Below are 21,220 nucleotides of genomic sequence, written 5' to 3'. Positions count from 1 at the left end.
GGTCACGCGGACCGGCTCTGCCTCTTCAGGATCTTGTCCATGGCCTGGGCGCCCTTGGTGAGCGCGGGCCTGATCTCGTGACGGTAGACCGTCTCGGTCACGTGCGTACTGACGTGGCCCACGAGATCGCTGATGTCCTCCACCGGCACGTCATGCGCGCTCAGGATGGACACGAAACTGTGGCGGAGTTCGCGAGGCGTCCAGTCCTCGCCGAGTCCCGCCAACGTGGTGATCTTCTGGAACTCCCGGCGCACCTGCCACCGGTCGAGCGGCGTGCCGTCCTCACGACAGAAGACGAGATCGTGATCCTGCCACTTCTCGCCCGCCTGAAGCCGCTCAGCGGCTTGGCGCCGATGATGCGCCCTGAGCGCTTCGACGGCCTTCTTGGGCAGCTTCAGAACTCGCCTGGATCGCTTGGTCTTCGTGTCACCCTTGGCCCGCACGGAGCGGTACACGGCGACCGTGCGCGCCTTGAGATCGACCTCCGGCCACGTGAGCGCGCGTGCCTCCTCGGTGCGGATACCGGCCAGCAGTGACAGCACCACGTACGCCGAGAGACGGAACTCGGCGGTGGTCCTCAGTGCCTCAAGCAGCTTGACCGCCTGCTCCAGGGTCATCGCTTTCGAAGGGTGACCCTCCTGGCCTTCCGGGACGATGACGAGACTCGCGACGTTGCGCCTCACCCTGTCGCGCGCCTGCGCCTGGCGAATCGCGCGCTCCAAGATCTGGTGAACCAGGCGGAGCGAACGCGTGGACAACTCCTCCGCTCGCTCGTCCAACCACTTGTCCAGGTGGTCCGCCGTCAGCTCCTTGAGCTTGACGGCCCCGATCTGGGGGATCAGGTTCTTGCGTGCCAGAGACCGGTAGTTGTCGATCGTGCTCTTGGCCTTCCCCTTCAGTCCCTTCTCTAAGAAGTCGTTGACGGCGTCCTCCACGGAGTATCTGACCTCCGTCTTGATGCCCGCCTCCAGATCCTCCACGGCTTCGCGGAGTCTGTCCCTGACCTGTGCCTTGGTCTTCCCCTTGCGCTTGACGCGCTGGCGCTTGCCGGTGGCGTCGAAGCCGAGACTGATGGCGCCGGTGAACCCGTCTCCTTCCGGATAGATGGACGCTTCGTACTTCCCGATGATGATCTTCATGCGGTTTCCTCCTTTCTCTTGCCGGTCCGATCGTGCGTGCCCTGATCCGCTGTCGAGGCGTACCACCGGGTTCGTGGGGATCAGGGCTGTCGTCCCTGTCAGCCGTTGTCGTTCTCGTGCCGCTCGATGTACTCGTCAATGGCTTTCCTGATGACATAGGCCATGTCGCGATCCTGCTTCCTGGCGATCTTCTGGAGCTTGTCCCGACGGTTGGAGTCGAGTCTCAAGCTGTAGTTCTCGGTAGCCATGCCGCTCTCTCTGTGGTGGCAGCGGTGGTCCCGTCCGGTGCGCCTGTGGCGATGAACCGTCCTGTTCTCAACCGCTGTTCGTGCCTGAAAGATCGGCTCGCGGTGCCCTGGATTTCGTGGGGGAGGGGCGACCCGTCAAGCCGTTCGGGGGCAGCGTACCACGATGCATTGCGGTGCAATGCACTTCTAATGAGTGTCTTCGAGGGTGGCGATGAACTCGGTCAGGTGCCGATCGGTGATCCTGCGCAGCCTCCCGATCTTGATGCTGCGGAGCTGGCCGGTTCTGAGCAGAAAATAGATCTTGTCGCGACCCACGTTCAGCATCTCCGCGACTTGCTCGACGGTGTACGCCTGCACGCCTCACCTCCTTTCTCTCGCGCCCTCCTCGGGCACGGGTTGAATGTGGCCGATCACCTCCGTTGGTTACTTTTCGTGATCGTCCGCGCGAACGTCCACGGATGGGCATGCCGCCCTTACGTGCAGACGCGCGTGTGGACATGGACGTGGACGATTACCGGCTGTCAGGGCGCAGGGGTGGCGCGCCAGCGTCCCCGACTGACTTGGATGACGCGTTCGGAGCGGGCATGTTCTTGGAGCCGGGAGTAGATCCAGGATCGGCCCATGCCGGTGATGCGCATCAGGTCGTCGATCGAGACGCCGTCGGCGGGGGCGTCGCGCAGGGCGGTCCATAGAGCGTTCTCGGCGTCCTGCGTTCCGTCTGGGCGGGCGTGCTTGGGAGGGGAGGGCGACGCGTCGGTGCCGTCCGGCGGGGCCTGTGCGGTTGGGGTGGTGGCTTCGAGGGCGGTAGCAGAGATGGAGTCGAGCGGCGGGCGTTGGGGGGCGTGGTGGGTGGCGGTGCGCTGGACTCCGGCGTCGTCGAGGAGGTAGGTGCGGGCGCGGCGTGGGATGTCGTGTTCGGGGGCGCTGATGAGGAACTTGCCGGGCGCGTTGAGGGTGTGCGAGTGCCATCCGCTCTTGAGCATCCCCTGGCCGAGGATGAGATCGACGTCGCGGCGCTCCCGGACCCGGAAGGAGAGTCGTACGTCCATCTGGGAGCGCACCGCGCCCTGTCCCATGGCCTTCTGTGACGGGCGCTGGGTGGCGGCCACCAGGGTGACGGCAACCGCGCGACCGCGCCGGGCGATGGAGTCGGCGTGCCGGACGGCACCGGGCGCCTCATCGACGAGTTCGGCGTACTCGTCGATCAACACGATCAGAGCGGGTGCGTCCGGGCGCGGCTCCCACACGCGTTTGCCGTGCCGGGCGAGCGCGTCGGCGCGCCCGTCCAGGATGGCCACCGCGTCGCCCATCAGCGTTTCGGCTTCCTGCGGGGTGGTGGCCAGCCGATCCAGGCAGGAGGCCCAGGGCAGGAGTTCCATGCCGCGCTTGAGGTCGACGCCCCAGATGATGACATCGGGGCAGGCGGACAGGTCACCGAGGATGATGTTGACGCCGCCGCTCTTGCCCGCACCGGCCACTCCGCCGACCAGCGCGTGACGGCGCAGCAGGGAGACGCGTACGGGGCTGCCGTCTTCGAACACGCCCAGCTTGACGGGCTGGGTGATCGAGGTGACCGACGGTCCGGGCCAGGTGATCGCATCGGCGTGCGGGTCGGTCTCGATGACCCGCAGCTCCAGGCGGTTGGCGCGCTCGGGGATCGGCTGGATACGGGCCGAGCCGCGTCGGGTGCCGAGAGCCGATTCCAGGGCGGGGATCTTGGCGATGGCGTCCTCTACGGTCTGGCCACGTGCCAGGGCGATCCTGGCCCGGTAGCCCCACAGGTCGACGATCGCCGATTGGATGCGAGAGCCGGTCAGGCCGACGGCGTTGGCGATGTCGGGCCAGGCGGCCAGGGTGCGTTCCACCCGCACCCTGGCGCGGCGCCGGCGATGTGCCCACCACGGGAGCGTGGTGAGCACCCCGCCGACGCCGAGCAGTGCCGGAAGCGGCGTTGTGAACGGGCCGAGCGCGGCGGCCGTGGCGATCCACCCACCGACCAGCAGCACGACCGCGGCGGCGTAGCCGCGTTCGATGCGGCGCGTGAGGTTGACCCACCGGCCGAAGATGACCAGCGCCCACGCGAGGACGGCGGTGAGGGTGAGGACGGTCGGCCACCACGTCGGGTAGGCGGTGTGCAGGATCACCCCGCTCACGAGGGTGAGCAGCGCCGTGGTGAGCGGGGTGAGTTCGGAGCGATAACGCCACAGGGCGCGGGTGATGGTCACGACGGCCAGGGGCGCGAATTCCAGGTCATCGGAGAGAACCATCAGGGGTTCGATGCCGTCGCGGCGGATGCGGCGGGCGTTGCGGCGCAGGCGGCGCCGGGAGGTGCGGTGCCTGCTCATCCGGCATCACCCGTCGAAGGGTGTTGGGCGGTGAGTTCGTCGCGCAGGTAGAACAGCGGGTCGGCTTCGCCGTCGTGGTGGGCGGCCAGGGTGGCGCGGGCGGCGGCGATCAGGTCGGCGTGCCTGCGGCGGGTACGGGCGAGATCGGCGCGCAGGCCGGTGATCTGAGTGGCGAGGGTGAGGGTGTCGTCCAGGGCGGTGAACAGGTACTGCCAGATGTCGGTCAGGGTGAGGGTGGCGCTGGAGAAGGCGGTGAGGATCTGGCGGGCGGTGCGGTTGCGGGCGATGACCTCCTGAAGATCACGGTCGGGATAGGGGTGGGTGTGGGGCACTAGGCATCCCTCCTTCGGTCGAGCAACGGGGGTCAGGAGCCGGTGAGCCAGCTCAGCGCGGCGTCCACCAATTGGCGGATGTCAGGGCCGAGGGCGGTCGCGGCCAGGAAGAAGCCGAACAGCAGACATGTGACCGCCTGCCACAGGCGCAGTCCGAGGTAGCGCCAGGCGACGAGCACGACGACGCCCAGCAGCACGACCAGGGGAATCGACACGGTCATGGGGACTTCACCTCCTTTTGCAGGTCAGACGCTGTCGTGATGGGCCTTGCGACGATGCCAGCGGGCACGGGCACGGCACTTGCGACAGCGACCGGTACCGGGGTCAGTGAGAGCGCCGCAGAGGCAGCGACGGAGAAACGGGGTGAGAGCGCGCAACGGATTCACCTCCTCACATCACAGAGAGCAGGATCGGAGCAGCGGTGGGCGTGGGTGCCGAGCAGTCGACGCGACATGCCCTCGATGGGAGTGCGGGGTGCTCTGGCCATGCTCATCCGGCGGTCTTCGGTGCGGATGCTGACGATCAGTACGGTGAACACCACCAGCGCGCAGCCGGACAGGAACAGGGCCAGGAAGATGATGAACAGGGGGATGTCCATGGCCTACCTCCCCGAGATCGCGTCGGAGCGGTGCGAGACGAACGCCGTTGCGTCCATCTCGCGCGGGGCGTGGGCGTCGGGATGAATCTCCGAGACGTCGTCCAGGGCGCGGATTCCGGCGATCAGGTGGGGACGTGGTGTGTGGTCGGAGTCGGTCATGGAGATCACTTCCTTTCCGCCGTGGGGTGCCTACGAGTGCGAAGGTAGGTTCGGCGGAAGGGATGGCCCCATCGCGAGGTGAGATCTTGCAGTGAGATGAACGGGATCTTGCGGTGAGATAAACCGCTGCTCATCGGCTTGTGCGGGCAACAAAAAACCTCCGACAGAGCTGGGGAACCAACGCTGTTGAAGCGCTGCAGCTCTGCCGGAGGCGGTTGGGGACACGACGGTGCGGGACTGGGACCTTGCCAGGGGCGTGGGGAAGGAACGTCAACCGCACCGCCGCGTCCGTCTAGGGGGGCGGGCGCCCGATCAAGACAAGTTGATCAAAAGGCACGGTGGTCATGATCGAGCCATCCGACCCGTTCTTGAACTCACAGAAGACCCACACCTCTGGCTCAGCGAAGTTGGTCTGACAGCCAGCCTCGTCCAGTCGGGTGATCTCCACGATCTCTCCCCACAGAGGATCGGAGGGATGCTGCCCTCCGTCACTGACCCGCGCAGGGATGATCTCGAACGGCGCTCCGTCCTGATTACGTTCGAACGCCAGCTCATCACCCGTCCGCAGTGTTTCCGCCTGAGCTACGACCAGGACGCGCGTCATAGCGGCGCTCCCATTCCCTGGCCGGAAGCGTCTTTCAGGACCTCACGGATCACTCCGGACATGGGATGCCCTTTCGCGAGATCCCGGAACCGGTCGGCGACTCGGCGAGCAACTGTCAGGGGGTCATCGGTCGGGCCGTAGTGGTACTTCCACCGGCCGCTTCTCGCTGCTTTCTGCCCTGACCACCAGATGTAGGAGGTTCCGTCGGACCAGACCACGAGGTCGATCCAGACGGAGACCAGCGATATCCCGTCGCCGTTGTGGACATCCGCAGAGATGCCGAGGTCCGAGAGGGCGAGTCGCAGCCATTCGGCGGCCTGGGCGGAATCGTGGGCTCTCTTTCCGGGGTTGATCGCCGTACTGAGCACCTTTGCCCACCTTTGTTGGATGTGTGAGCCGCATTCCTCCTCAGGGCAGCTCCGACCTGCGTCTTGCACCCGGTGAGTTTTCCAAGCAAAGAGGTTCGGGCGAATCTCACCGTGATATCTCACGATGTGATGGACTAAGAGATCTACGATTTATCCGCAGGCGAGCAACCACGGGAACGGATCGCGCGCCATGGTGATGGACCGGCAGAACGTGAGAGAAATTCTCGATGCCGTTTTCGCACGTCAGGACATGGATGATGTGTGCAGGCGGCGTGATCTCGGGGGGATTATCCGCATCCTGGGCAAATACGGCATCACCCAAGGACAGATCGCCAGCTTGACGGGGATCGCTCAGGGGCGCATCAGCGAGTACAAGACGGGCAAGCGAGTTCCGACCGCAAAGTCTACGTTTGAGGCAATCGCCGATGGTTTGGGCATACCTGCGCACTCCAGGCGCGCTCTGGGGCTTTCCCCCAACAGCGGGGCTGATGGTGCTGAGGGTGCACGTGTTGTCGGTGGTGACTTTCAGCTCCCAACGGACACGTTCGACTTGCAGCTTCTAGCCGAAGCAGTCGGGAAGCGAGGCGACGCGTTGAAACGCCGCGAACTCCTCAGCATGATCGCCAGACTTGGCGCCACCACGAGCCTTGCGCAGAGCGAGGTGTGGGAACGCCTCTCGTACGCTCTGGCCAAGCCCAGCGCCATCGACGAGGCGATCGTCCGAGAAATGGAAGCACGGTCAGCGGGCTTCCATCGTCTCGAAGAGATCATGTCAGCCAACTCGATTTTCAAAGGACTGGCCGCTCACCTCAGAGAAGTGGGCACGATCCTCAACGGAACCACCACTGACCCCAATGACGAGTTGAGGAGACGCCTCATCGTCGTCGCGGGGGAAAGCAGCGTGCTCGCCGGTTGGATTGCCAGCGACATGGGAAGTCCGACAACCGCGCGCAACTTCTACAGCACCGCAGAAAGAGCCGCGAAAGAAGCCAACGATCCCAGCATCATCGCGTGCACCTACGCGTACCGCAGCTACATCCCCAGTGCCAAAGGCTCCCACGGACGCGCCAGAGCACTTCTCGGAAGCGCCCTAGAGCTTCTTCCTCCCTCGGTATCTCCGGGAACGACTTCGTGGCTTGCCGCACGGCACGCGGAGGAAAGCGCGGCTCTGGGAGACAAAGAGAACGCTCTGCGCTCATGGGCACAGGCTCACGAAGCTTTCAGCGTCGCGGACCCTGAAGAAGACCGCGTGTGGACCAGGTTCCTCGATCAGGACAGGTTCGACTCGTTCCGCATCGCCACCTATTCCAGGATCGGCAGGCTGACTGAAGCAGAAGAGATGGCACACGCTGTTATCGCGCGTCTGCCACAGGTAGACAGGAAACGAGCAGCGATCATCCTCGGCGACATCGCTACGGCGCATATCGTCCAAGGCTCTATCGAAGAAGCGGCCAAGCTGGCCAGGGACGGCCTGGCAGCCGTCAGGGAAACCGAGTCCGTCATCTGGCTTCCCCGCTTCGAAGTGATAGCGGAGTCGCTGAGGCGGTGGCGTACACAACCGGCCGTCCGGGCCTTCATGGAAGATCTGATTATGACGAAGCGTCAGTTTTCTTCGTCTCAGTACTGATCCAGCTCAGATAGTCGGAGCTTCCTGAAACTACAGGGATCGCAATTATCTCGGGCGTAACATAGTCATGTCTTGCTTTGATGTGCTCTTCTAGCTCAGCGAAGCAAGCCGATGTCGTCACAATGGTCAACTGCCATTCTTCTCTGTCCTCAAGACTTCCCCTCCACCAGTACACAGACCTTATAGGTCCTGTGATCTGAACTCCGGCTGCAAGGCGTGCATCTGTAATGCTATGTGCCAAAGTCGCTCCGCCTTCGGAGGTCGGGACCGTCGTTATAACCTGTATGTAGTCCATTCTCGATCCATTAGCAATGTGAGTTATTCGGGGTCTGGGGAATACACGATTATACCGCTCTTTGTTCCCGGAGGGGTTGTCTTTCCGATTTTAACTCCTTCTGTAATGAGCAACCTCGTAGATGGATAAGCGTGACTCCAGAGCCAGTTAATCAGCGCTCCGCGACATAAAATTCTTGCAGCATCGCTGATGTCTCGGTCTTTTGTGGAAGTTTGATCTAATCCCCACGAAGGAATCGTATGATCGTAGGCTAGGAGACGCTCTCCGTGTGCTATCTCGCTCCGAGCTTCGTAGATTTTATCAAGTTGTGCACCGCTCGGGTTTCCGGGTGCAAACTTCTGCATGAACGTCTTAAATAGAGTGCTCGGCTTGAATTCTTGAACTTCTCCCTGCGGCATTGAACGATGAATCTCTAGGCCAGCAATGCACTCTATTGCGTTGGTTAGAGATGTAAGATACAAGGATTTTGAGTAATCCCAGACGTTTGATGCTGTTTGGTACCAATAGGAGGCGCGTATAAATCGTTCGCGAGCGTCAGCGTGTAATGCATAAAAAGCGTCGAATAGTTTCGGAAGCTCTGCCGGAATCGTCAGCGTATCATCCACGTAGTTTCTGCTATTGTAATACGTGTTAGATTCCACTTTCTCAAGGGAAGGGGAGTCGTCTACGGGAAACTCGTCGACGATATAAGTGAAGTTGGGTATTAGGTAGCCTTCGCTAGCCCAGGTTGTGACTATAGTCGAATCCTGATGGACATAGACCCAATGTTTCCTCGCGGAATTTGTTGGTGAGGTAATTCTGGTAGATAGAAACGTGTTTAACAGGAGGGTGAGTTCTCGCGCTCGCTTCATGTATCGAAATTGTTCAATAATGAAGTTCGAAGAACCCGCGAAAGGGAAATCTACGATAAACGGATGTTCGGCCATCAGTTCAAGAGGGCGGGGGGCTTGCGGCGGAGCTGGAACGATTTGTAGGTCATTCCCGTGGCACCATTTTCCTTCAACAATTCTCCCGCTAAACATAGTCCAGCGAGATATTTTGATGCCAGTTTCCCCTAAAATATCTTGATTTATTACTCTCTGTATTTCATTTTTGATTTCAGATGTGATTGCTGGTCCTGATGTGGCGTCAACTATCTTGCCATTCCGGTAGTGCAGGCTGAGTGCCCAGGCATCTTTTTCTGTTCGGTACTCAACTTCGTCTGGACGGAACTGTGCGCCTCTTGGGAGTATAGAACTAAGAACTATTCTGAGCTCTTCGTCGTCGACTTGGCCGATATGGAGATCCGTTGCGATTGACTTTTTCCCCACTGTCTACCTTCCCGCTTATGCTAAATTTTTTCATGTTATAGATCCATGGAAGATGCCGAGCCAGCTCCTTAGGTAATTTCAGATAGATATTCTAAAGTCTTCGATTTTCTGTAGAAGTAGCTCTGCAGGATCGTTTCCAAACCTCTTGTCAATCAGCATTTGTTGCACATCCGTGTCTTGGAGCGTAATGATCATTTTATTGTAACGCATCCATTGCTCGCGTATCGTAATGAGTGCGGAGCTGTCTGCGCCATACCTGGTTACGATGATTGCAAAAAGCCCCAGCCCGTGCTGCTCAAGATAGTTCGCTATCTGGAGTACTTGTTCTTTTCCGATCATGCCTGAATAGTTCTTCGGGTCAATTACAACATAGTCTGCTCTATAGGTCAGGCGTAAGAATTGCCAAGTTCCCTGGGCTGCATAGTTGGGCATAATGAAGTCGCGGCGGTTTACTCCATCTGCATTAGACTTCTCTCGTATTGGCGGTCGGAGCGGCGGACAGAAGAGAAACTCAAAGATCTCTTCGCATAGCCTCTGATATTTCACCCATTCTGATTTTCCTGCGGGTACTTGAGAAAGTCGCTCTCCAAGAGTAAGTGGCTCACTGATGTGAATGTAGCCATCTACTTCTGTGCTGATATATGTTGCAGCTTCGTCTTTTAAATTTGTCTGACTGGCTCGTTCGGCAATCCATGGTGCATCCCAAACTGATATGCCGCTCTGCGATAGCAGGTCTCTATGGGCGGGCGCTAACCTTCCTGGTGCTGCAAGAATGAGCTGCTGTTTTAAGTTAGAATATTTGCCGTTTTTTGCGTCAAGCGAATACCGGGCGATCTGTTCCTTGAAATCGTAAATCCGTTGTTGTGTTTGCGGAACCGACTTCTTGCATTCAATGATGTATAAGGTGTCACCTGTAACGATAGAGATGTCTGCTATTGAGGAGCTGGAAAGTCGATCTTCTATGGAGACTTGACCAATGTTAAGGCGTTCGAGAAGCGAACCGAGGAAGCGGATAAAGTCGACTTCTCGAAAGTTGTGCATGTTGCCTTGCATGGACTTCCTTAAGAATTTTGGGAGTTGAAGTTACGGGTAGGATCTGTATGTCAAAAGGTTGTTTTAAGGAGTCGAAGAAAGAGCAGAGGGCGATGAAGGGTGGTGCTGTCATGCCTGTAGGGTGTACGCCTGAGCTGCTTGATGAACTTGCATGCGAGGTTAGCGGGGCCTGGCTTTGATACGGAAGGAACCGTAGCCGGTCTCACCGACAATCTGACCTCGACACCATGCGAGGATGGTCAACCCTGCCCCGTTGGCCGCTCTCTCGGAACAATCCTCTACTCCAATGTTCCGGGAGCCAAGGGAGCCAATCTAGGGAGCCAACGCCTTCAAACTGGCTCCGACGGCCTCCGACCTCTCCGGAAGTTTTCCCAGGCGGGAGGCTCCCCGCCCAACGCCCTCAGATCGTCCCAGACGCCCAACTCGTGGCTGGGGGTCAAGGGGTCGCAGGTTCAAATCCTGTCGTCCCGACCAGGTTTCAGCTGGTCGGCAAGGGTGTCACCCGCAAGGGAGGCACCCTTTCTTCGTTCCGGGTGACTAACTGAGTGACTATCGCTCCCGTCACGTGAAGATCCGGTCCATCGCCTCCGCCCCATCGAGCAGGACCGGGCGGATCTGCTTCCGGTAGACCGCCGCCGTCACGGCGGTCCCGCTGTGGCCGACGAGACGCGCGATGTCCTCCAGGGGTACGCCCGAGTCGGACAGCAGCGAGACGAAGCTGTGCCGCATCTCCCGAGGGGTTCCAGTCCTTCGCGGGCAGTCCGGCGTCTTTCACGATCTTCCGGAACGCTCGCCGTACGTTGTGGGAGTCCAGGGGAGTGCCGACGAGGGAGGCGAAGACGAGATCGTTCTCCGTCCACCTCGCGCCCGCCGTCTCCCGCTCTCTGGCCTGTTGGGTCCGGTGCTCCCGGAGGGCTTCGACGCAGCGACGAGGCAGCGCGAGAGAGCGGGAGACGGCGATCCACGGGGGAGTGCCGGTGCCCGGCTTACCGTCGAGATCCACCTCCGACCAGACGAGCGCCCGCAGTTCCTCCGTACGGGCACCGATGAGGAGGGAGAGCACGACGTAGGCGTACATCCGGGTGTCGCTCGCGGCCTTGAGGATGGCCTCCGCCTGGTCGAGGGTGAGCGCCTTGGACGGCCGCCCTTCCTTCCCCTCTGGGACCTCGCAGAGGCCCACTACGTTGCGCTTCACCTTGTCGCGGGACTGGGCGAACCTCACCGCTCGGTTCAGGCACGAGTGGAGGAGGCGAACCGTTCGAGCACTGAGCGTCCTGGCCTTCCCCATGAGCCACCGGTCCACGTCCTCCGCGCTCAACTCCCGCAGCTTCCGGGCGCCGAGGCCGGGGATGACGTGCTTGTCGCACAGGGTCCGGTAGTTGGCCACGGTGTTCGGGTCACGTCCGTGTAAGCCGTAGGTGAGCCAGCCCGTCACGGCGTCGGCGACGGTGTAGTTGGCCGGACCGCTCGCCAGCCCGTCGTCATAGTCGCGGATGATCTCTTTGAGTTTGGCCTTGGCTTCAGTCTTGGTCTTGCCACTGGCCTTCTTGACGATGCGCTTTCCGGCCGGGGTGTAGCCGACGGTGACCGAGGCGATCCAGCGTTCGCGGGTCTCGTCCCAGTGCAGGCCGCCATCTCCCCGGCTGCGTCGTGTGGTCATGATGCCCTCGCTTCCTGTTCGAGTAGTGCGACGTAGTCGGTGATGGCCGAGGCGGGGATGAGCCGAGTGCGGCCCTGGGTGACCGAGCGCAGGCGCCCGGATCGGATCTGTTCGTAGATCACGCTGCGGCTCATGCTGAGCAGGTACATGGCTTCGCTGACGCGATACAGCCGCCGATCGGTGGACGGTCGGGGTGCGGTCAACCGTCCTCCCGTTTCGCCGCGATGGCGCGGGCCTGGGAGACGCGGTGCCGGATGTGTTCGGCCATGATCGCCTCACCGGGGGTGTAGCCCATTCCGGCGAAGCGCCAGTGACCGAGGACGAGCGTGCTCTCATCAGCCAGTGCGGGAAGTCCGTGCCGCTCGCGTGCTTCGGCCGCTCGGTGTTTCGCCCGTCCTGTCGGAGATCGCCGAGGGTGGTGGAGTAGCGGCGTGACTTGGAGGAGAAGTGGCCGCGAAATCCCAGCATGTGCGCCCAAGGCCGCAGCCGTAACGCGGTGAACTCTCGTCGTGCGCCCAGCTCCCAGCAGGTGCGGATCATGCGCCGGGCGTGCTCGCTGACCGGGAGCGCGTCCAGGTGCAGGCCCGGCTTCAAGCCTGTTCGGTGGCAGCGTCCGCACGAGGCCGTCAGGCTCAGCCGTCCGCGCCCCTTGCAGACCGGGCACGACAAGCGGTGATCCACCGTGCCGGACGCCTCCGCGCCCTTGGTCGCGTACTTGGCGATGTAGGAGGCCACCGCCCGCTCACTCAGCCCGCCCGCGCCCTGGTCGACGACGATGGGCCGGATGTCAAGCTGATCGCCCCACGTCAGGTCCCACCGGCCGAGCCCGCTGGCAGGGGTGCGGACGGTGACGCGTCGCACGGCCGGAGCGATGGCCCGTACGAGGAGATTGTGATCAGCCCAGGTGGGGGGAGTGTCGGTGCTGCCCTCGGGACCGTCCAAGCGGATCACCGCGTGGAAGTGCACCAGGCCGCGCCGCTGATACTCCGCCACCTTGGCGAACGAGACTCGGACCTGTTTGGCGAACGCTGTGCGGGTCATGCCCGCCTCACCGGCAAGGGTCCGCCGCATCTCCAGCGTGAAGCGATGCCACAGCGCGCCCGCGTGGGCCTGCCACAGCACCGCCCCGGTGTAGTCGTAACACTGCGCGCAGATCGGTTGGCCGAGTCGTTCGTCTCCGATCTCGTGGCGGGTGTGGCAGCCGACCGGCCGCCCGTGCTCGCACACCGTGTCGCGGTTGCGGGGGCGGCAGGCCCGCAGTGCGCCGTTCTTCTCTCGCCGGGTGTGCACCGGTCCGAACGAGGGAGCCGTCAGGGTGACGAACGCGCGAGGGTGCGCGCTGACGGTTTCCGGGGTGCCCTTGCCGCCGGACAGGCCCGCCCGGATGAGCTGGAAGGTGTCGGCCTGGTAGACGCGTGAACACGAGGGACAGACCGAGGCCCGCCGGTTGCCGCAGGCCACCAGCAGATACCCGCGCACCTCGTCGGTGGTGCGGTAGTCGTGCAGCACCTCGCCCGTGGTCGCGTTGACGATCGCCGACTCTCCGGCGAGGTGGATCGGGTGGGAGCATCCGCCGGTTGCCGCCACCATGGAGCGCCACCGGTCATAGCCGGGATCGTTGATCAGCTGTGCCATGTCGATCATCCATTGCGGATGCCCCGACCAGTTCGGCCCCTGGGCGCCGTTCGGTTCGGTGGTGATGTGGTTGTCCTCCTTGTCGTTCATGGTCACTATCCCCTCATGCACACTCGTACGGTTGACTTGTAGTACAAGGGTGAGCGCGTTGCCATGCCTTGTCAACATGTAGTACAAGGGAAACGTACGTCTATAACGAAGGAGTTCCCGTGGACGGCAGCAACTACGAACCTGACATCGGCGATCTCGACCTCAGCGCCGAAGAACAGGAACGGCTCGCCGACTCCCAACGCCCCCTATGGGAGATCATCGCCGCATCACTGCGCGCCGACATCCTGGAGGCCCGCTACACCCCCGGCGCACCTCTGCCCAGCGAGACCGCTCTGTCAGCCCGCTACAGCGTGTCCCGTCCCACCGTCCGCGACGCCGTCAAGGCCCTGGTCGGCGAAGGACTCGTCAGCGTTGCACGCGGACGCGGAACCTTCGTCCGAGCCGTCCCCGACCGCCACGCGATCCTGCTCGGCACCTGGCCCCGCCACGACATCACCGACCCCGAGTTCATCCCCACCGCCCGCCAATGGGGCTGGACCCAACTCCCCGCTCCGCACGCCGACGACGCCGAAGGCCAGCAGATCTACAGCCGCAGCGAGTTCAGCGCCGCCAACCGCGACATCGCCAGCACCCTCGGCCTGCGCACCAGCCACACCGTCTTTCACCGCTCCAGCCGATGGCGCCACACCACCACCGGCCTGATCATCGCCATCAGCTCCTACACCGTTCCCGAGATCATCCCCGCCCCGACCACCACACAGAGCGGCGCCGAAGCCTTTGTCCACGCTTTCGATCAGCCGTTGTTCTACGAGACGATCACCAACGGACGCGGACCCACCACCTGGGAGACCACCGTCACCGCCCGCATGCCCTACGCCGACGAGCGCGACCTGATGGCCCTATCGGTCGGCAGCCCCATCCTGATCATCCGCCGCATCCTCGCCGACAAAGACGGCCGCCCTCTGGAGATGACCGAGGTCAAGGCCGACGCCGAACGCTTCGAGACCGTCTACGCCCGCGAGAATCTCACCAGCGTGCCCGAGGGATTCGACCCCAACATCCACGATCCCGAACAGCTCCAGGACAAACCCGATCCCGAACCGACCGGCCGCATCCTCTTCTTGCTGTGACCGGTTGTCGTAACTGGCATTGGCTCAGAGTTTCTTTACTGGTTCAAGGCGCCAGCGCTTCGCGCCACCGCACGGCGGGACACGCCCCGCCGCCCCGGCACGGCCAGCGGGCCGGGCGTGCGGCCCTGGCGGCCGGTCCCGGCCCGCGCCAGCCGGGACGGCACGGCGTAAGCCCGCCGCCCACCGCACCGAGCACCCGCCGCACCCGAACGCACCCACCGCCCCTGGTACGCGCTGCCGCCTGCCGCTCCGACCGCCGGCCCAACCGCTTCGCGGCCCCTACGGGGTGCCATTCGGCATTGCGCCGGCCGTCTCCACTCGGTGATCTCAGGAACGCCTACGTGGCGATAGCAACGATTCTGCCGCCCTGCTTCCAGTGCTCGCGCCTGGCGGCACTGCGCTCCGGGTCAGGTTGCCACCGAACGACACGGTTACCCGATCACGGCCATTGCTGGTCGGGCACGGCAACGCGACTACGGGAAGGTGCGTTGCCGTACCCGACCAGTGGTCATCGGGTGTCGCCCGTTTCCGGTGCTTGTTTTCCGTGATTGCCTGAAGTGCGGTGGTGGACCTGGAGGCGGGCCATCGCGGCATCGACCAGGCGACCGAGGTTGCCCAGTTCGTACAGCATCCGGTGGCGTTCAGCGTCCTCCCACGCCCTGATGGCCACCCCGATGTCACCCGACTTACCGGCCGTGACGACGACCTCTTGGCCGTTCACTCGCTTTGTGGCCGCATCGCCTAGGATGACCCAGCCGTGCACGGTCACGACCCCCGAGCGGCCACGATCAGGGCGACCACCTGTTCGGGATGCTCGCTTCGCACCGCCTGAGGACCGGAGCCGTCGCGCAGGGACACCAGATAGCTGCCCGAACGCGTCCCCATGGTCACCGTGGCTACGCGCCAGCCCTGCGGACCCTTCACGGTCAGTTCCGGCGGATGCCGCTCCATCCACGACCGAAGAGGCGGCTGGTCGGGCCAGGCAGCCGCACTGTTGGCGAACAGTCCGAGACTGATGGTGTGGTGGCGGTGAGCACGGATTCCCTGCTCGGTAAGAAGCCGTTGAACGACGGCCAGAGCCCTGTCATGGCTCTCCACCATCGCCTCATCAACGGCGGGCGGGACGGCTCTACAGTTGTCCATGGGTCGCACCTCCAGTGTGCGATCAAGGAACCCGTACGGCGTGTCCGCGCCTGCGGGTTCCGCTTTTTCACGGTCCTCCCATGACATCGCCCATACACGTGCTCGCACAGGAGGCGATAGGGGAGACTGGGGGAGACGGCAGGTCTCCCATGTCTCCCCCAGGGCGCGGTGATGGACGAGATTCCGGGTTGGGCGCTGAGGTTGCGTGCCGAGCGACGCGAGCGGTTGTGGTCGCAACGGCAGATGGCACGAGCACTCACCGAGGTGGCCGATGAGAGCGCCCGCGCTCACCTGCCGACCCGCGAGTCCCTGATTCGAATGATCAAGGACTGGGAGAAGGGCAGGCACCAGCCCAAGGACCCCTACCGGATGCTGTACTGCCGGGCGTTCGACCTCCCCGAGGCCGAGCTGTTCGACCTGGCGAACAAGGCGGCCCGGAAGTCACCGGCCCAGGTGCTCGCCGCGATCATGCCCGAAGGCGATCCACTGTCCCGCATTCCCTCCGGGGCGGGGCGAAGGGTCGGGATGGGCACCGTGCAAGATCTGGCGGCACGGGTTCACGGCCTGAGGCTCGCCGATGACGTCATCGCCGGAAGCGACCTGATTCGTCCTGCCTTCCGCGAGCTTGACGCGGCGGTACGGCTCTACCGGTGCGGCACTCACACCGAGGAGGCAGGCCGGGCGCTGCTGGTCAACATCGGCGAACTGGCACAGATCGTCGGATGGATCGCCAGCGACGCGGGCCAGCACGACCAGGCCGCCCGGACCTACCAGTTGGGTATCAGCGCCGCCCGCGAGGCCGGAGACGGCTCCCTGGAGGCCAACCTCATCGGCTCCTTGGCCTACCAGATCGCCAACGTCGGCGACGCGCAGGAAAGCGTGGCACTGACACGCGCCGCTCTGGACGCGGCCGGACGGCACGCCTCACCGCGTATCCGCGCGTTGACCTGGGACCGTCTCGCTTGGGCACACGCCCGCGCCGGAGAGGCCCAGCCCGCCATCAGAGCACTGGGTGAGGCGAGTGCCGCACTGGCGAGCACGGCAGGAGCCGAAGAACCGTCGTACCTGTACTGGGTCAGCTCTGACGAGCTCCAGGTTATGGAAGCCCGCGCCTATACCGAGCTGCGCCGCCCGCTGCGCGCCGTTCCTCTGCTCACCGAGGTTCTGACGCGCTACGACGCCACCCACGTCCGCGAACTCGCGCTGTACCTGTCATGGCTCTCGGTCGCTCTCGCCGACGCGAACGAGCCGGAGGAGGCGGCGCACACGGCGTCGCGGATGCTGAACATGTCCGCTGACCTCACCAGTGACCGCACCACCCAGCGAGCCCGCGTGGTCTTGGCGCGTCTCAAGCCCTACGCCTATGTTCCCGAAGTGCGGGAGCTCCTGACCCGCTACCCCATGAGCGCCTGAATTCTTGAAGAGACGAAACCGTCTCGGTTTGAGGAAAATGCTGTTCACCCTAGGTCGGCATTAGGCGAAGTCTCGCAATGACAAGCTGATCATTATTTGTTCGCCACGGCGACCAGAAATGGCTTGTCAAGCACGTCTGAGGTGAAGGAGACGCCGGTGATCTTTCTCGCGAGGGCGAAAGCGCAATCGATCGGGCGGTCAGGTATTGGATCATCGAACGTGCGCCGCCCCAGGCCGACTTCGTCCATTGCGGCTTCCCAGTGTTCGGAGTCGACACCCTCCCGGTACTGGGGTGTCAGTGGGTCGAATCGCAGCATCACGTCACGATCGACGGCGTAGACGAAGCCGTCGTCGGCGTAGTCGTGCCGGTTGATCGACACGACTTCGGTCTCGTTCGAGAGGCGGCCTAACAAGCCGCGCTTGACGGGGACTCGCCACCCCAAGGGCTCGACGAGCACAGCCCATTCGCCGAGCTTCACGGCACCGACGTAGCCGGGGTCGGTGCCACTGGTGGCCGCTGCCTCCTCCATCGCGAGTTCGTTTAACTCGTCGAAGGTCATTTCCTCGACCGTGCTCTCGTCCACCCCGAGGCGGGTGAGCACCTCCAAACAGGAGAGGCCCCGGACGAAGGACACGCAGAAAATGTCTTCCAACGGTCCGCGACCAGAGAGCCAGTGGAACTCTGGGTGAGGCTCTGTCATCGTTACTCCCTTGATCATGTGAGCGGCATGATCGCAGCCGTTACCGACAAAAGGGCTTGATCGCCAAATGCTGGAGTCCTCGGATAACGCAGATGACAAGACTCCCTACGGGAGTGCTTTCCTGGGTGACCAACTGAGTGACAACGGCCACGGACGGGGCCGGACGACGGTGGACCATCGTGGACCGTATCCGCAGGTGGAGGCGGGTATCAGGCATGGTCCCGCCCCCTCCTGGGTTGCCTGGGGGTCAAGGGATCGCAGGTTCAAATCCTGTCGTCCCGACCAGGTTTCAGCTGGTCGGCAAGGGTGTCACCCGCAAGGGAGGCGCCCTTTCCTCGTTCTGGGTGATCAACTGCGTGTCCATGGCTCCCGTCACCTCGGGGTGATGTAGTCGGACCAGGGGGAGCGCCGGCCAACGGCAGTCGGTGGTCGTCTGCTTCAGCGCCGATATGCTCGAACTGGACGTACGGGACGATGCCCAAGGACGAGACTCGATGGCGGGGCTCGGTGAAGTCGCCGGTCGTGAGCCGGTCGTGATGCGGTCGTGATGCGGAGCAGGCGAACCTCACGTTCCTGCGTGAACGCGGAGCGTTGGCAAGGGGCACGAGGCTCGCGTACCACCGGCACATCGTGATCGAGAGGATGTCGTTCGGCGGATCGGGGTTCTCTGTTCTCCTGTGCTTCCCAAGCTCGCGGGCGAACCAGTCGATGAGCGCTCGTGCCGGTCTCAGTCGTATCGCTCGACGAGCGCGTTGCCGATCGAGGCCAGGTGGTCTCGCACACCCGGGGGGCCGGTCACCTCTAGCCATTCGACCAGCCCGGCAAGCTCGCAGGCGAGCGCGTACTCGTTGTGGCCGCGGATCACTACCTCGATGCGGCCGTCGGTCGTGGGACCTCCCACCTCAAGCCGGCCGTCGAGCACCACCCGGAGCAGGCCTATCCCGTGGGGCGCGCATACCGCCTGGATCTCGGTGGGCGTTCGCCTGCGGTCGATCTCGTCGGCGATCTCGCGCCAGCTCTCGGCAAGGTCGAAGTCCTCGGGTCGATCCACGGGATCGCCGGTCGGGTCGGCGGACGACACGCGGTCGATCCGGAAGGTCCGCCGGCCGACCTCGGTGTTGGAGACGAGGTACCACGACGAACCTTTGGCAACGATGCCCAGCGGGTGGACGGTTCTCTCGGTTTCGGCGCCTTCGCGGTCGACGTAGCCGAGCCGCACCTGGACGCCGCGGATCACCGCGTCCTGGAGTTCGTCGAGGAAGCGAGGTGATCGGCGCTCGACCCGGCTCGCCCCCCATCGTCGCGGGTCCATGACCAACGACGACGCTGCCGCCTCGGCCTGCACCCGGAAGGGCTCCGGCAGGGCATGGACGAGCTTGCGCAGAGCCGCCTTCACGGCCGGCGTCGCAGCCGACGCCTGGCCGGCGACCAGGAACAGGGCGCGGGCCTCACTCGCGGTCAACCCGGACAGGTCGGTGCGGGCGCCGCCCACGAGGCGCCAGCCGCCGCCTCGGCCCTGCGTGGAGTACACGGGCACCCCGGCCATGGCCAGGGCGTCGAGGTCGCGGCGGGCGGTGCGCTCGGAGACCTCCAGCTCTCGGGAGACCTCTGCTGCCGTCACCTGCTCGCGCCGTTGCAGCAAGAGGAGGATGGCCACCAGCCGGTCGGTTCGCACGCCGACAACCTTTCACATGAAACCGGTCACGAGGTGACCGGTTTCGGTCGGCAAGATGGCGACACGACCTCACCGACGAGTCCCACCGCCCACGAACGTATCGACCCTCGGCCTGTCAGGGGTGAGCCGACGCTGTCTTCGGGCACCTTCGTCTCCTGATCAACCCGAAAAGATGAAGAGGAAATGCAATGTTTGATCCAGCCGATTTTCCCAAACCCACCCTTGTTTCAGTCAACGGTGTGGAGCTCGAAGTCTTCGAAGCCGGCCGACAAAATGCAGGAAAACCCATTGTGCTCTGTCACGGCTGGCCAGAGCATGCCTTTTCCTGGCGCCATCAGATGCCCGTCCTTGCCGCAGCGGGCTACCACGTCATCGTCCCGAACCAGCGGGGCTACGGCAACTCATCCCGTCCGGCCGAAGTGACAGGCTACGACATCGAACACCTGTCGGGTGATCTCATCGCACTTCTCGATCACTACGGATACGAAGACGCCACCTTCGTCGGTCATGATTGGGGGGCGGCTGTCGTTTGGGGGCTGACCTTGTTGCATCCAAACCGTGTGAACAAAGTGATCAACCTGAGCCTGCCCTACCTTGAGCGCGGAGAAAAACCCTGGATCGAATCCATGGAAGACGTGCTCGGCGGCGACTTCTATTTTGTCCACTTCAATCGACAGCCAGGCGTCGCGGACGCCGTATTCGAGGAGAATACACTTCGGTTCCTCCGCAACATGTACCGGAAGAACGAGCCCCCCAGAGAACCTCGGCCGGGTATGTCGTTGATCGATCTCGCCAGAGCGGAAACACCACTCGGTGAGCCCGTAATGAGCGACGGCGAACTGGCCGTTTTCGTCTCCGCCTTCGAGTCGACGGGGTTCACGGGCAGTGTGAACTGGTACAGAAATCTTGACCGCAACTGGCGCTTGCTGGCGGACGTGAACCCGATCATCCAACAGCCCACACTCATGATCTACGGCGACCGGGATTTGGTCCAGAAGTCTGAAAGGCTGACGGATTTCGTACCTAACGCGGAAGTGGTCAGCCTGGATTGCGGTCATTGGATCCAGCAGGAAAAGCCGGAAGAAACAAACCAGGCGATTCTGAAGTGGCTGGACCAGCGGGATGCCGCCTAGCGCGTGTTCCGGGAGTGCTGCGGGCCGGTCGCCCGAGGGCCGTGACCGGCCGGCCCGCGGAAGCATGTGCCGGTCATAGATGAACAGCGAGGTCTCCGGTAGACCGTTCAACGACCAAGAAGAACGAAACCGGAGACCTCGTGGCCGTCATACCGGCGGCGAGGCGGCACGACCCGACCGACGCGCAGTGGGGGCGCCACAGCCCCCGCTGCCCCACGGCCGGAAACCAGGCATCCGCCGAAGTGGGACAAACGCCAGCTCATCGATGGGATCCGCAGCGGGTTCGGGGCGGCTGTCCCTGGCGGGACGTGCCCGACCTCTACGGACCCCGACAGACCGTGTACGGGACCACGACCCCGGACAAGGGGGGACGTCGGTGGACCACCGTGGACTGTACGCGCGGGTGGTGGCAGGTATCAGGCATGGTCCCGCCCCCTTCTGAGCTGCCTTCGGTCAAGTGCGCCATGTTCCGGTTGTTCGTCGCCCTCGCGGGTCGAACGGTCTTGGCCCTGGCGTAGATCGAGGGGGTTCGGTTCTTCGCGGGCAGTCTGGCGTCCCTGGTCCCGCGTCGGCGCGTACGGGCGCGGTCGCCACAGGGGAG

22 protein-coding genes are annotated in these 21,220 nt (G+C 63.3%); 4 read left to right on the top strand and 18 right to left on the bottom strand.

Features of this window, described 5'->3' with window-relative positions:
- Positions 1-2: 2 nt before the first annotated feature.
- The 10 genes from ACSC1Q_RS01005 to ACSC1Q_RS00960 form a co-directional block, all read right to left on the bottom strand.
- Entirely contained in the window at positions 3-1,205 is a 1,203-nt protein-coding gene (locus ACSC1Q_RS01005) for a site-specific integrase (protein ID WP_436756723.1), read from the bottom strand.
- 32 nt (positions 1,206-1,237) lie between these two features.
- Positions 1,238-1,387, bottom strand: a complete 150-nt coding sequence (locus ACSC1Q_RS01000; protein WP_436756722.1) for a CopG family ribbon-helix-helix protein — start codon at positions 1,385-1,387, stop codon at positions 1,238-1,240.
- 186 nt (positions 1,388-1,573) lie between these two features.
- A complete protein-coding gene (locus tag ACSC1Q_RS00995; protein ID WP_436756721.1) occupies positions 1,574-1,744 on the bottom strand; it encodes a helix-turn-helix domain-containing protein in 171 nt (56 codons plus the stop codon).
- A gap of 164 nt (positions 1,745-1,908) precedes the next feature.
- A complete protein-coding gene (locus ACSC1Q_RS00990) occupies positions 1,909-3,732 on the bottom strand; it encodes an FtsK/SpoIIIE domain-containing protein (RefSeq protein ID WP_436756720.1) in 1,824 nt (607 codons plus the stop codon).
- The gene (locus tag ACSC1Q_RS00985; RefSeq protein WP_436756719.1) at positions 3,729-4,064 is read right to left on the bottom strand and encodes a hypothetical protein; all 336 of its coding nucleotides are present in this window, start codon (positions 4,062-4,064) and stop codon (positions 3,729-3,731) included. The genes ACSC1Q_RS00990 and ACSC1Q_RS00985 overlap by 4 nt, the downstream gene beginning before the upstream one ends.
- Positions 4,065-4,096: 32 nt before the next feature.
- Positions 4,097-4,285 (bottom strand): hypothetical protein, encoded by a 189-nt coding sequence (locus tag ACSC1Q_RS00980; protein ID WP_436756718.1) that lies wholly within the window; start codon positions 4,283-4,285, stop codon positions 4,097-4,099.
- 161 nt (positions 4,286-4,446) lie between these two features.
- Positions 4,447-4,662 carry a hypothetical protein gene (locus ACSC1Q_RS00975; protein ID WP_436756717.1) on the bottom strand — a complete coding sequence of 72 codons (216 nt, stop codon included), beginning with the start codon at positions 4,660-4,662 and terminating at the stop codon, positions 4,447-4,449.
- A gap of 3 nt (positions 4,663-4,665) precedes the next feature.
- On the bottom strand, positions 4,666-4,821 hold the full coding sequence (locus ACSC1Q_RS00970) for a hypothetical protein (protein WP_436756716.1): 156 nt from the start codon (positions 4,819-4,821) through the stop codon (positions 4,666-4,668).
- Between the two features lie 292 nt (positions 4,822-5,113).
- On the bottom strand, positions 5,114-5,425 hold the full coding sequence (locus tag ACSC1Q_RS00965; protein ID WP_436756715.1) for a hypothetical protein: 312 nt from the start codon (positions 5,423-5,425) through the stop codon (positions 5,114-5,116).
- Entirely contained in the window at positions 5,422-5,793 is a 372-nt protein-coding gene (locus tag ACSC1Q_RS00960; RefSeq protein WP_436756714.1) for a hypothetical protein, read from the bottom strand. Before ACSC1Q_RS00960 ends, ACSC1Q_RS00965 begins: the two co-directional genes overlap by 4 nt.
- Before the next feature lie 190 nt (positions 5,794-5,983).
- Between ACSC1Q_RS00960 and ACSC1Q_RS00955 the strand changes: the two genes are divergently transcribed.
- Positions 5,984-7,420, top strand: coding sequence for a helix-turn-helix domain-containing protein (locus ACSC1Q_RS00955; protein WP_436756713.1), 1,437 nt, complete (start codon positions 5,984-5,986; stop codon positions 7,418-7,420).
- Here the strand turns inward: ACSC1Q_RS00955 and cutA are convergent.
- From cutA to ACSC1Q_RS00935, 4 genes are all read right to left on the bottom strand, one after another.
- Positions 7,383-7,715: a divalent-cation tolerance protein CutA gene (cutA, locus tag ACSC1Q_RS00950; RefSeq protein WP_436756712.1), complete on the bottom strand. Its 333-nt coding sequence runs from the start codon at positions 7,713-7,715 to the stop codon at positions 7,383-7,385. The genes ACSC1Q_RS00955 and cutA overlap by 38 nt on opposite strands.
- A 23-nt stretch (positions 7,716-7,738) precedes the next feature.
- Positions 7,739-9,025 (bottom strand): hypothetical protein, encoded by a 1,287-nt coding sequence (locus ACSC1Q_RS00945; RefSeq protein ID WP_436756711.1) that lies wholly within the window; start codon positions 9,023-9,025, stop codon positions 7,739-7,741.
- 78 nt (positions 9,026-9,103) lie between these two features.
- Entirely contained in the window at positions 9,104-10,078 is a 975-nt protein-coding gene (locus ACSC1Q_RS00940) for a hypothetical protein (RefSeq protein WP_436756710.1), read from the bottom strand.
- Between the two features lie 478 nt (positions 10,079-10,556).
- Complete coding sequence (locus tag ACSC1Q_RS00935; RefSeq protein ID WP_436756709.1) at positions 10,557-13,463, bottom strand: replication initiator; 2,907 nt, start codon at positions 13,461-13,463, stop codon at positions 10,557-10,559.
- A 119-nt stretch (positions 13,464-13,582) separates the two neighbouring features.
- Here ACSC1Q_RS00935 and ACSC1Q_RS00930 point away from each other — a divergent pair, with 119 nt between their 5' ends.
- On the top strand, positions 13,583-14,554 hold the full coding sequence (locus ACSC1Q_RS00930; protein ID WP_436756708.1) for a GntR family transcriptional regulator: 972 nt from the start codon (positions 13,583-13,585) through the stop codon (positions 14,552-14,554).
- A 508-nt stretch (positions 14,555-15,062) separates the two neighbouring features.
- Here the strand turns inward: ACSC1Q_RS00930 and ACSC1Q_RS00925 are convergent.
- Both ACSC1Q_RS00925 and ACSC1Q_RS00920 read right to left on the bottom strand, forming a co-directional pair.
- On the bottom strand, positions 15,063-15,323 hold the full coding sequence (locus ACSC1Q_RS00925; protein ID WP_436756707.1) for a hypothetical protein: 261 nt from the start codon (positions 15,321-15,323) through the stop codon (positions 15,063-15,065).
- The gene (locus tag ACSC1Q_RS00920) at positions 15,320-15,697 is read right to left on the bottom strand and encodes a hypothetical protein (protein ID WP_436756706.1); all 378 of its coding nucleotides are present in this window, start codon (positions 15,695-15,697) and stop codon (positions 15,320-15,322) included. Before ACSC1Q_RS00920 ends, ACSC1Q_RS00925 begins: the two co-directional genes overlap by 4 nt.
- A 171-nt stretch (positions 15,698-15,868) precedes the next feature.
- On the opposite strand from ACSC1Q_RS00920, the gene ACSC1Q_RS00915 reads away from it, so the two are divergent.
- Positions 15,869-17,110: an NsdA family TPR-like regulatory protein gene (locus ACSC1Q_RS00915; RefSeq protein ID WP_436756705.1), complete on the top strand. Its 1,242-nt coding sequence runs from the start codon at positions 15,869-15,871 to the stop codon at positions 17,108-17,110.
- 92 nt (positions 17,111-17,202) lie between these two features.
- Here ACSC1Q_RS00915 and ACSC1Q_RS00910 read toward each other — a convergent pair whose 3' ends face one another.
- Positions 17,203-17,811, bottom strand: a complete 609-nt coding sequence (locus ACSC1Q_RS00910) for a DUF6461 domain-containing protein (RefSeq protein ID WP_436756704.1) — start codon at positions 17,809-17,811, stop codon at positions 17,203-17,205.
- A 727-nt stretch (positions 17,812-18,538) separates the two neighbouring features.
- Complete coding sequence (locus ACSC1Q_RS00905; RefSeq protein ID WP_436756703.1) at positions 18,539-19,486, bottom strand: helix-turn-helix transcriptional regulator; 948 nt, start codon at positions 19,484-19,486, stop codon at positions 18,539-18,541.
- 188 nt (positions 19,487-19,674) lie between these two features.
- Between ACSC1Q_RS00905 and ACSC1Q_RS00900 the strand changes: the two genes are divergently transcribed.
- Entirely contained in the window at positions 19,675-20,619 is a 945-nt protein-coding gene (locus ACSC1Q_RS00900; protein ID WP_436756702.1) for an alpha/beta fold hydrolase, read from the top strand.
- Positions 20,620-21,220 lie beyond the last annotated feature (601 nt).

It is taken from the genome of Streptosporangium heterodermiicola, assembly GCF_051390675.1.
In the GTDB taxonomy this organism is placed as follows: domain Bacteria; phylum Actinomycetota; class Actinomycetes; order Streptosporangiales; family Streptosporangiaceae; genus Streptosporangium.
The sequence above is the reverse complement of the archived record's forward strand: the minus strand, read 5'-3'. Positions and strand labels throughout refer to the sequence as shown.

Bases quoted from the DNA above. Each gene is read 5' to 3' on its own strand.
- ACSC1Q_RS01000 (WP_436756722.1), bottom strand. From the start codon at position 1,387: ATGGCTACCGAGAACTACAGCTTGAGACTCGACTCCAACCGTCGGGAC.
- ACSC1Q_RS00990 (WP_436756720.1), bottom strand. From the start codon at position 3,732: ATGAGCAGGCACCGCACCTCCCGGCGCCGCCTGCGCCGCAACGCCCGC.
- ACSC1Q_RS00980 (WP_436756718.1), bottom strand. From the start codon at position 4,285: ATGACCGTGTCGATTCCCCTGGTCGTGCTGCTGGGCGTCGTCGTGCTC.
- ACSC1Q_RS00975 (WP_436756717.1), bottom strand. From the start codon at position 4,662: ATGGACATCCCCCTGTTCATCATCTTCCTGGCCCTGTTCCTGTCCGGC.
- ACSC1Q_RS00970 (WP_436756716.1), bottom strand. From the start codon at position 4,821: ATGACCGACTCCGACCACACACCACGTCCCCACCTGATCGCCGGAATC.
- ACSC1Q_RS00965 (WP_436756715.1), bottom strand. From the start codon at position 5,425: ATGACGCGCGTCCTGGTCGTAGCTCAGGCGGAAACACTGCGGACGGGT.
- ACSC1Q_RS00955 (WP_436756713.1), top strand. From the start codon at position 5,984: ATGGTGATGGACCGGCAGAACGTGAGAGAAATTCTCGATGCCGTTTTC.
- cutA (WP_436756712.1), bottom strand. From the start codon at position 7,715: ATGGACTACATACAGGTTATAACGACGGTCCCGACCTCCGAAGGCGGA.
- ACSC1Q_RS00940 (WP_436756710.1), bottom strand. From the start codon at position 10,078: ATGCAAGGCAACATGCACAACTTTCGAGAAGTCGACTTTATCCGCTTC.
- ACSC1Q_RS00935 (WP_436756709.1), bottom strand. From the start codon at position 13,463: ATGAACGACAAGGAGGACAACCACATCACCACCGAACCGAACGGCGCC.
- ACSC1Q_RS00920 (WP_436756706.1), bottom strand. From the start codon at position 15,697: ATGGACAACTGTAGAGCCGTCCCGCCCGCCGTTGATGAGGCGATGGTG.
- ACSC1Q_RS00915 (WP_436756705.1), top strand. From the start codon at position 15,869: ATGGACGAGATTCCGGGTTGGGCGCTGAGGTTGCGTGCCGAGCGACGC.
- ACSC1Q_RS00910 (WP_436756704.1), bottom strand. From the start codon at position 17,811: ATGACAGAGCCTCACCCAGAGTTCCACTGGCTCTCTGGTCGCGGACCG.
- ACSC1Q_RS00900 (WP_436756702.1), top strand. From the start codon at position 19,675: ATGTTTGATCCAGCCGATTTTCCCAAACCCACCCTTGTTTCAGTCAAC.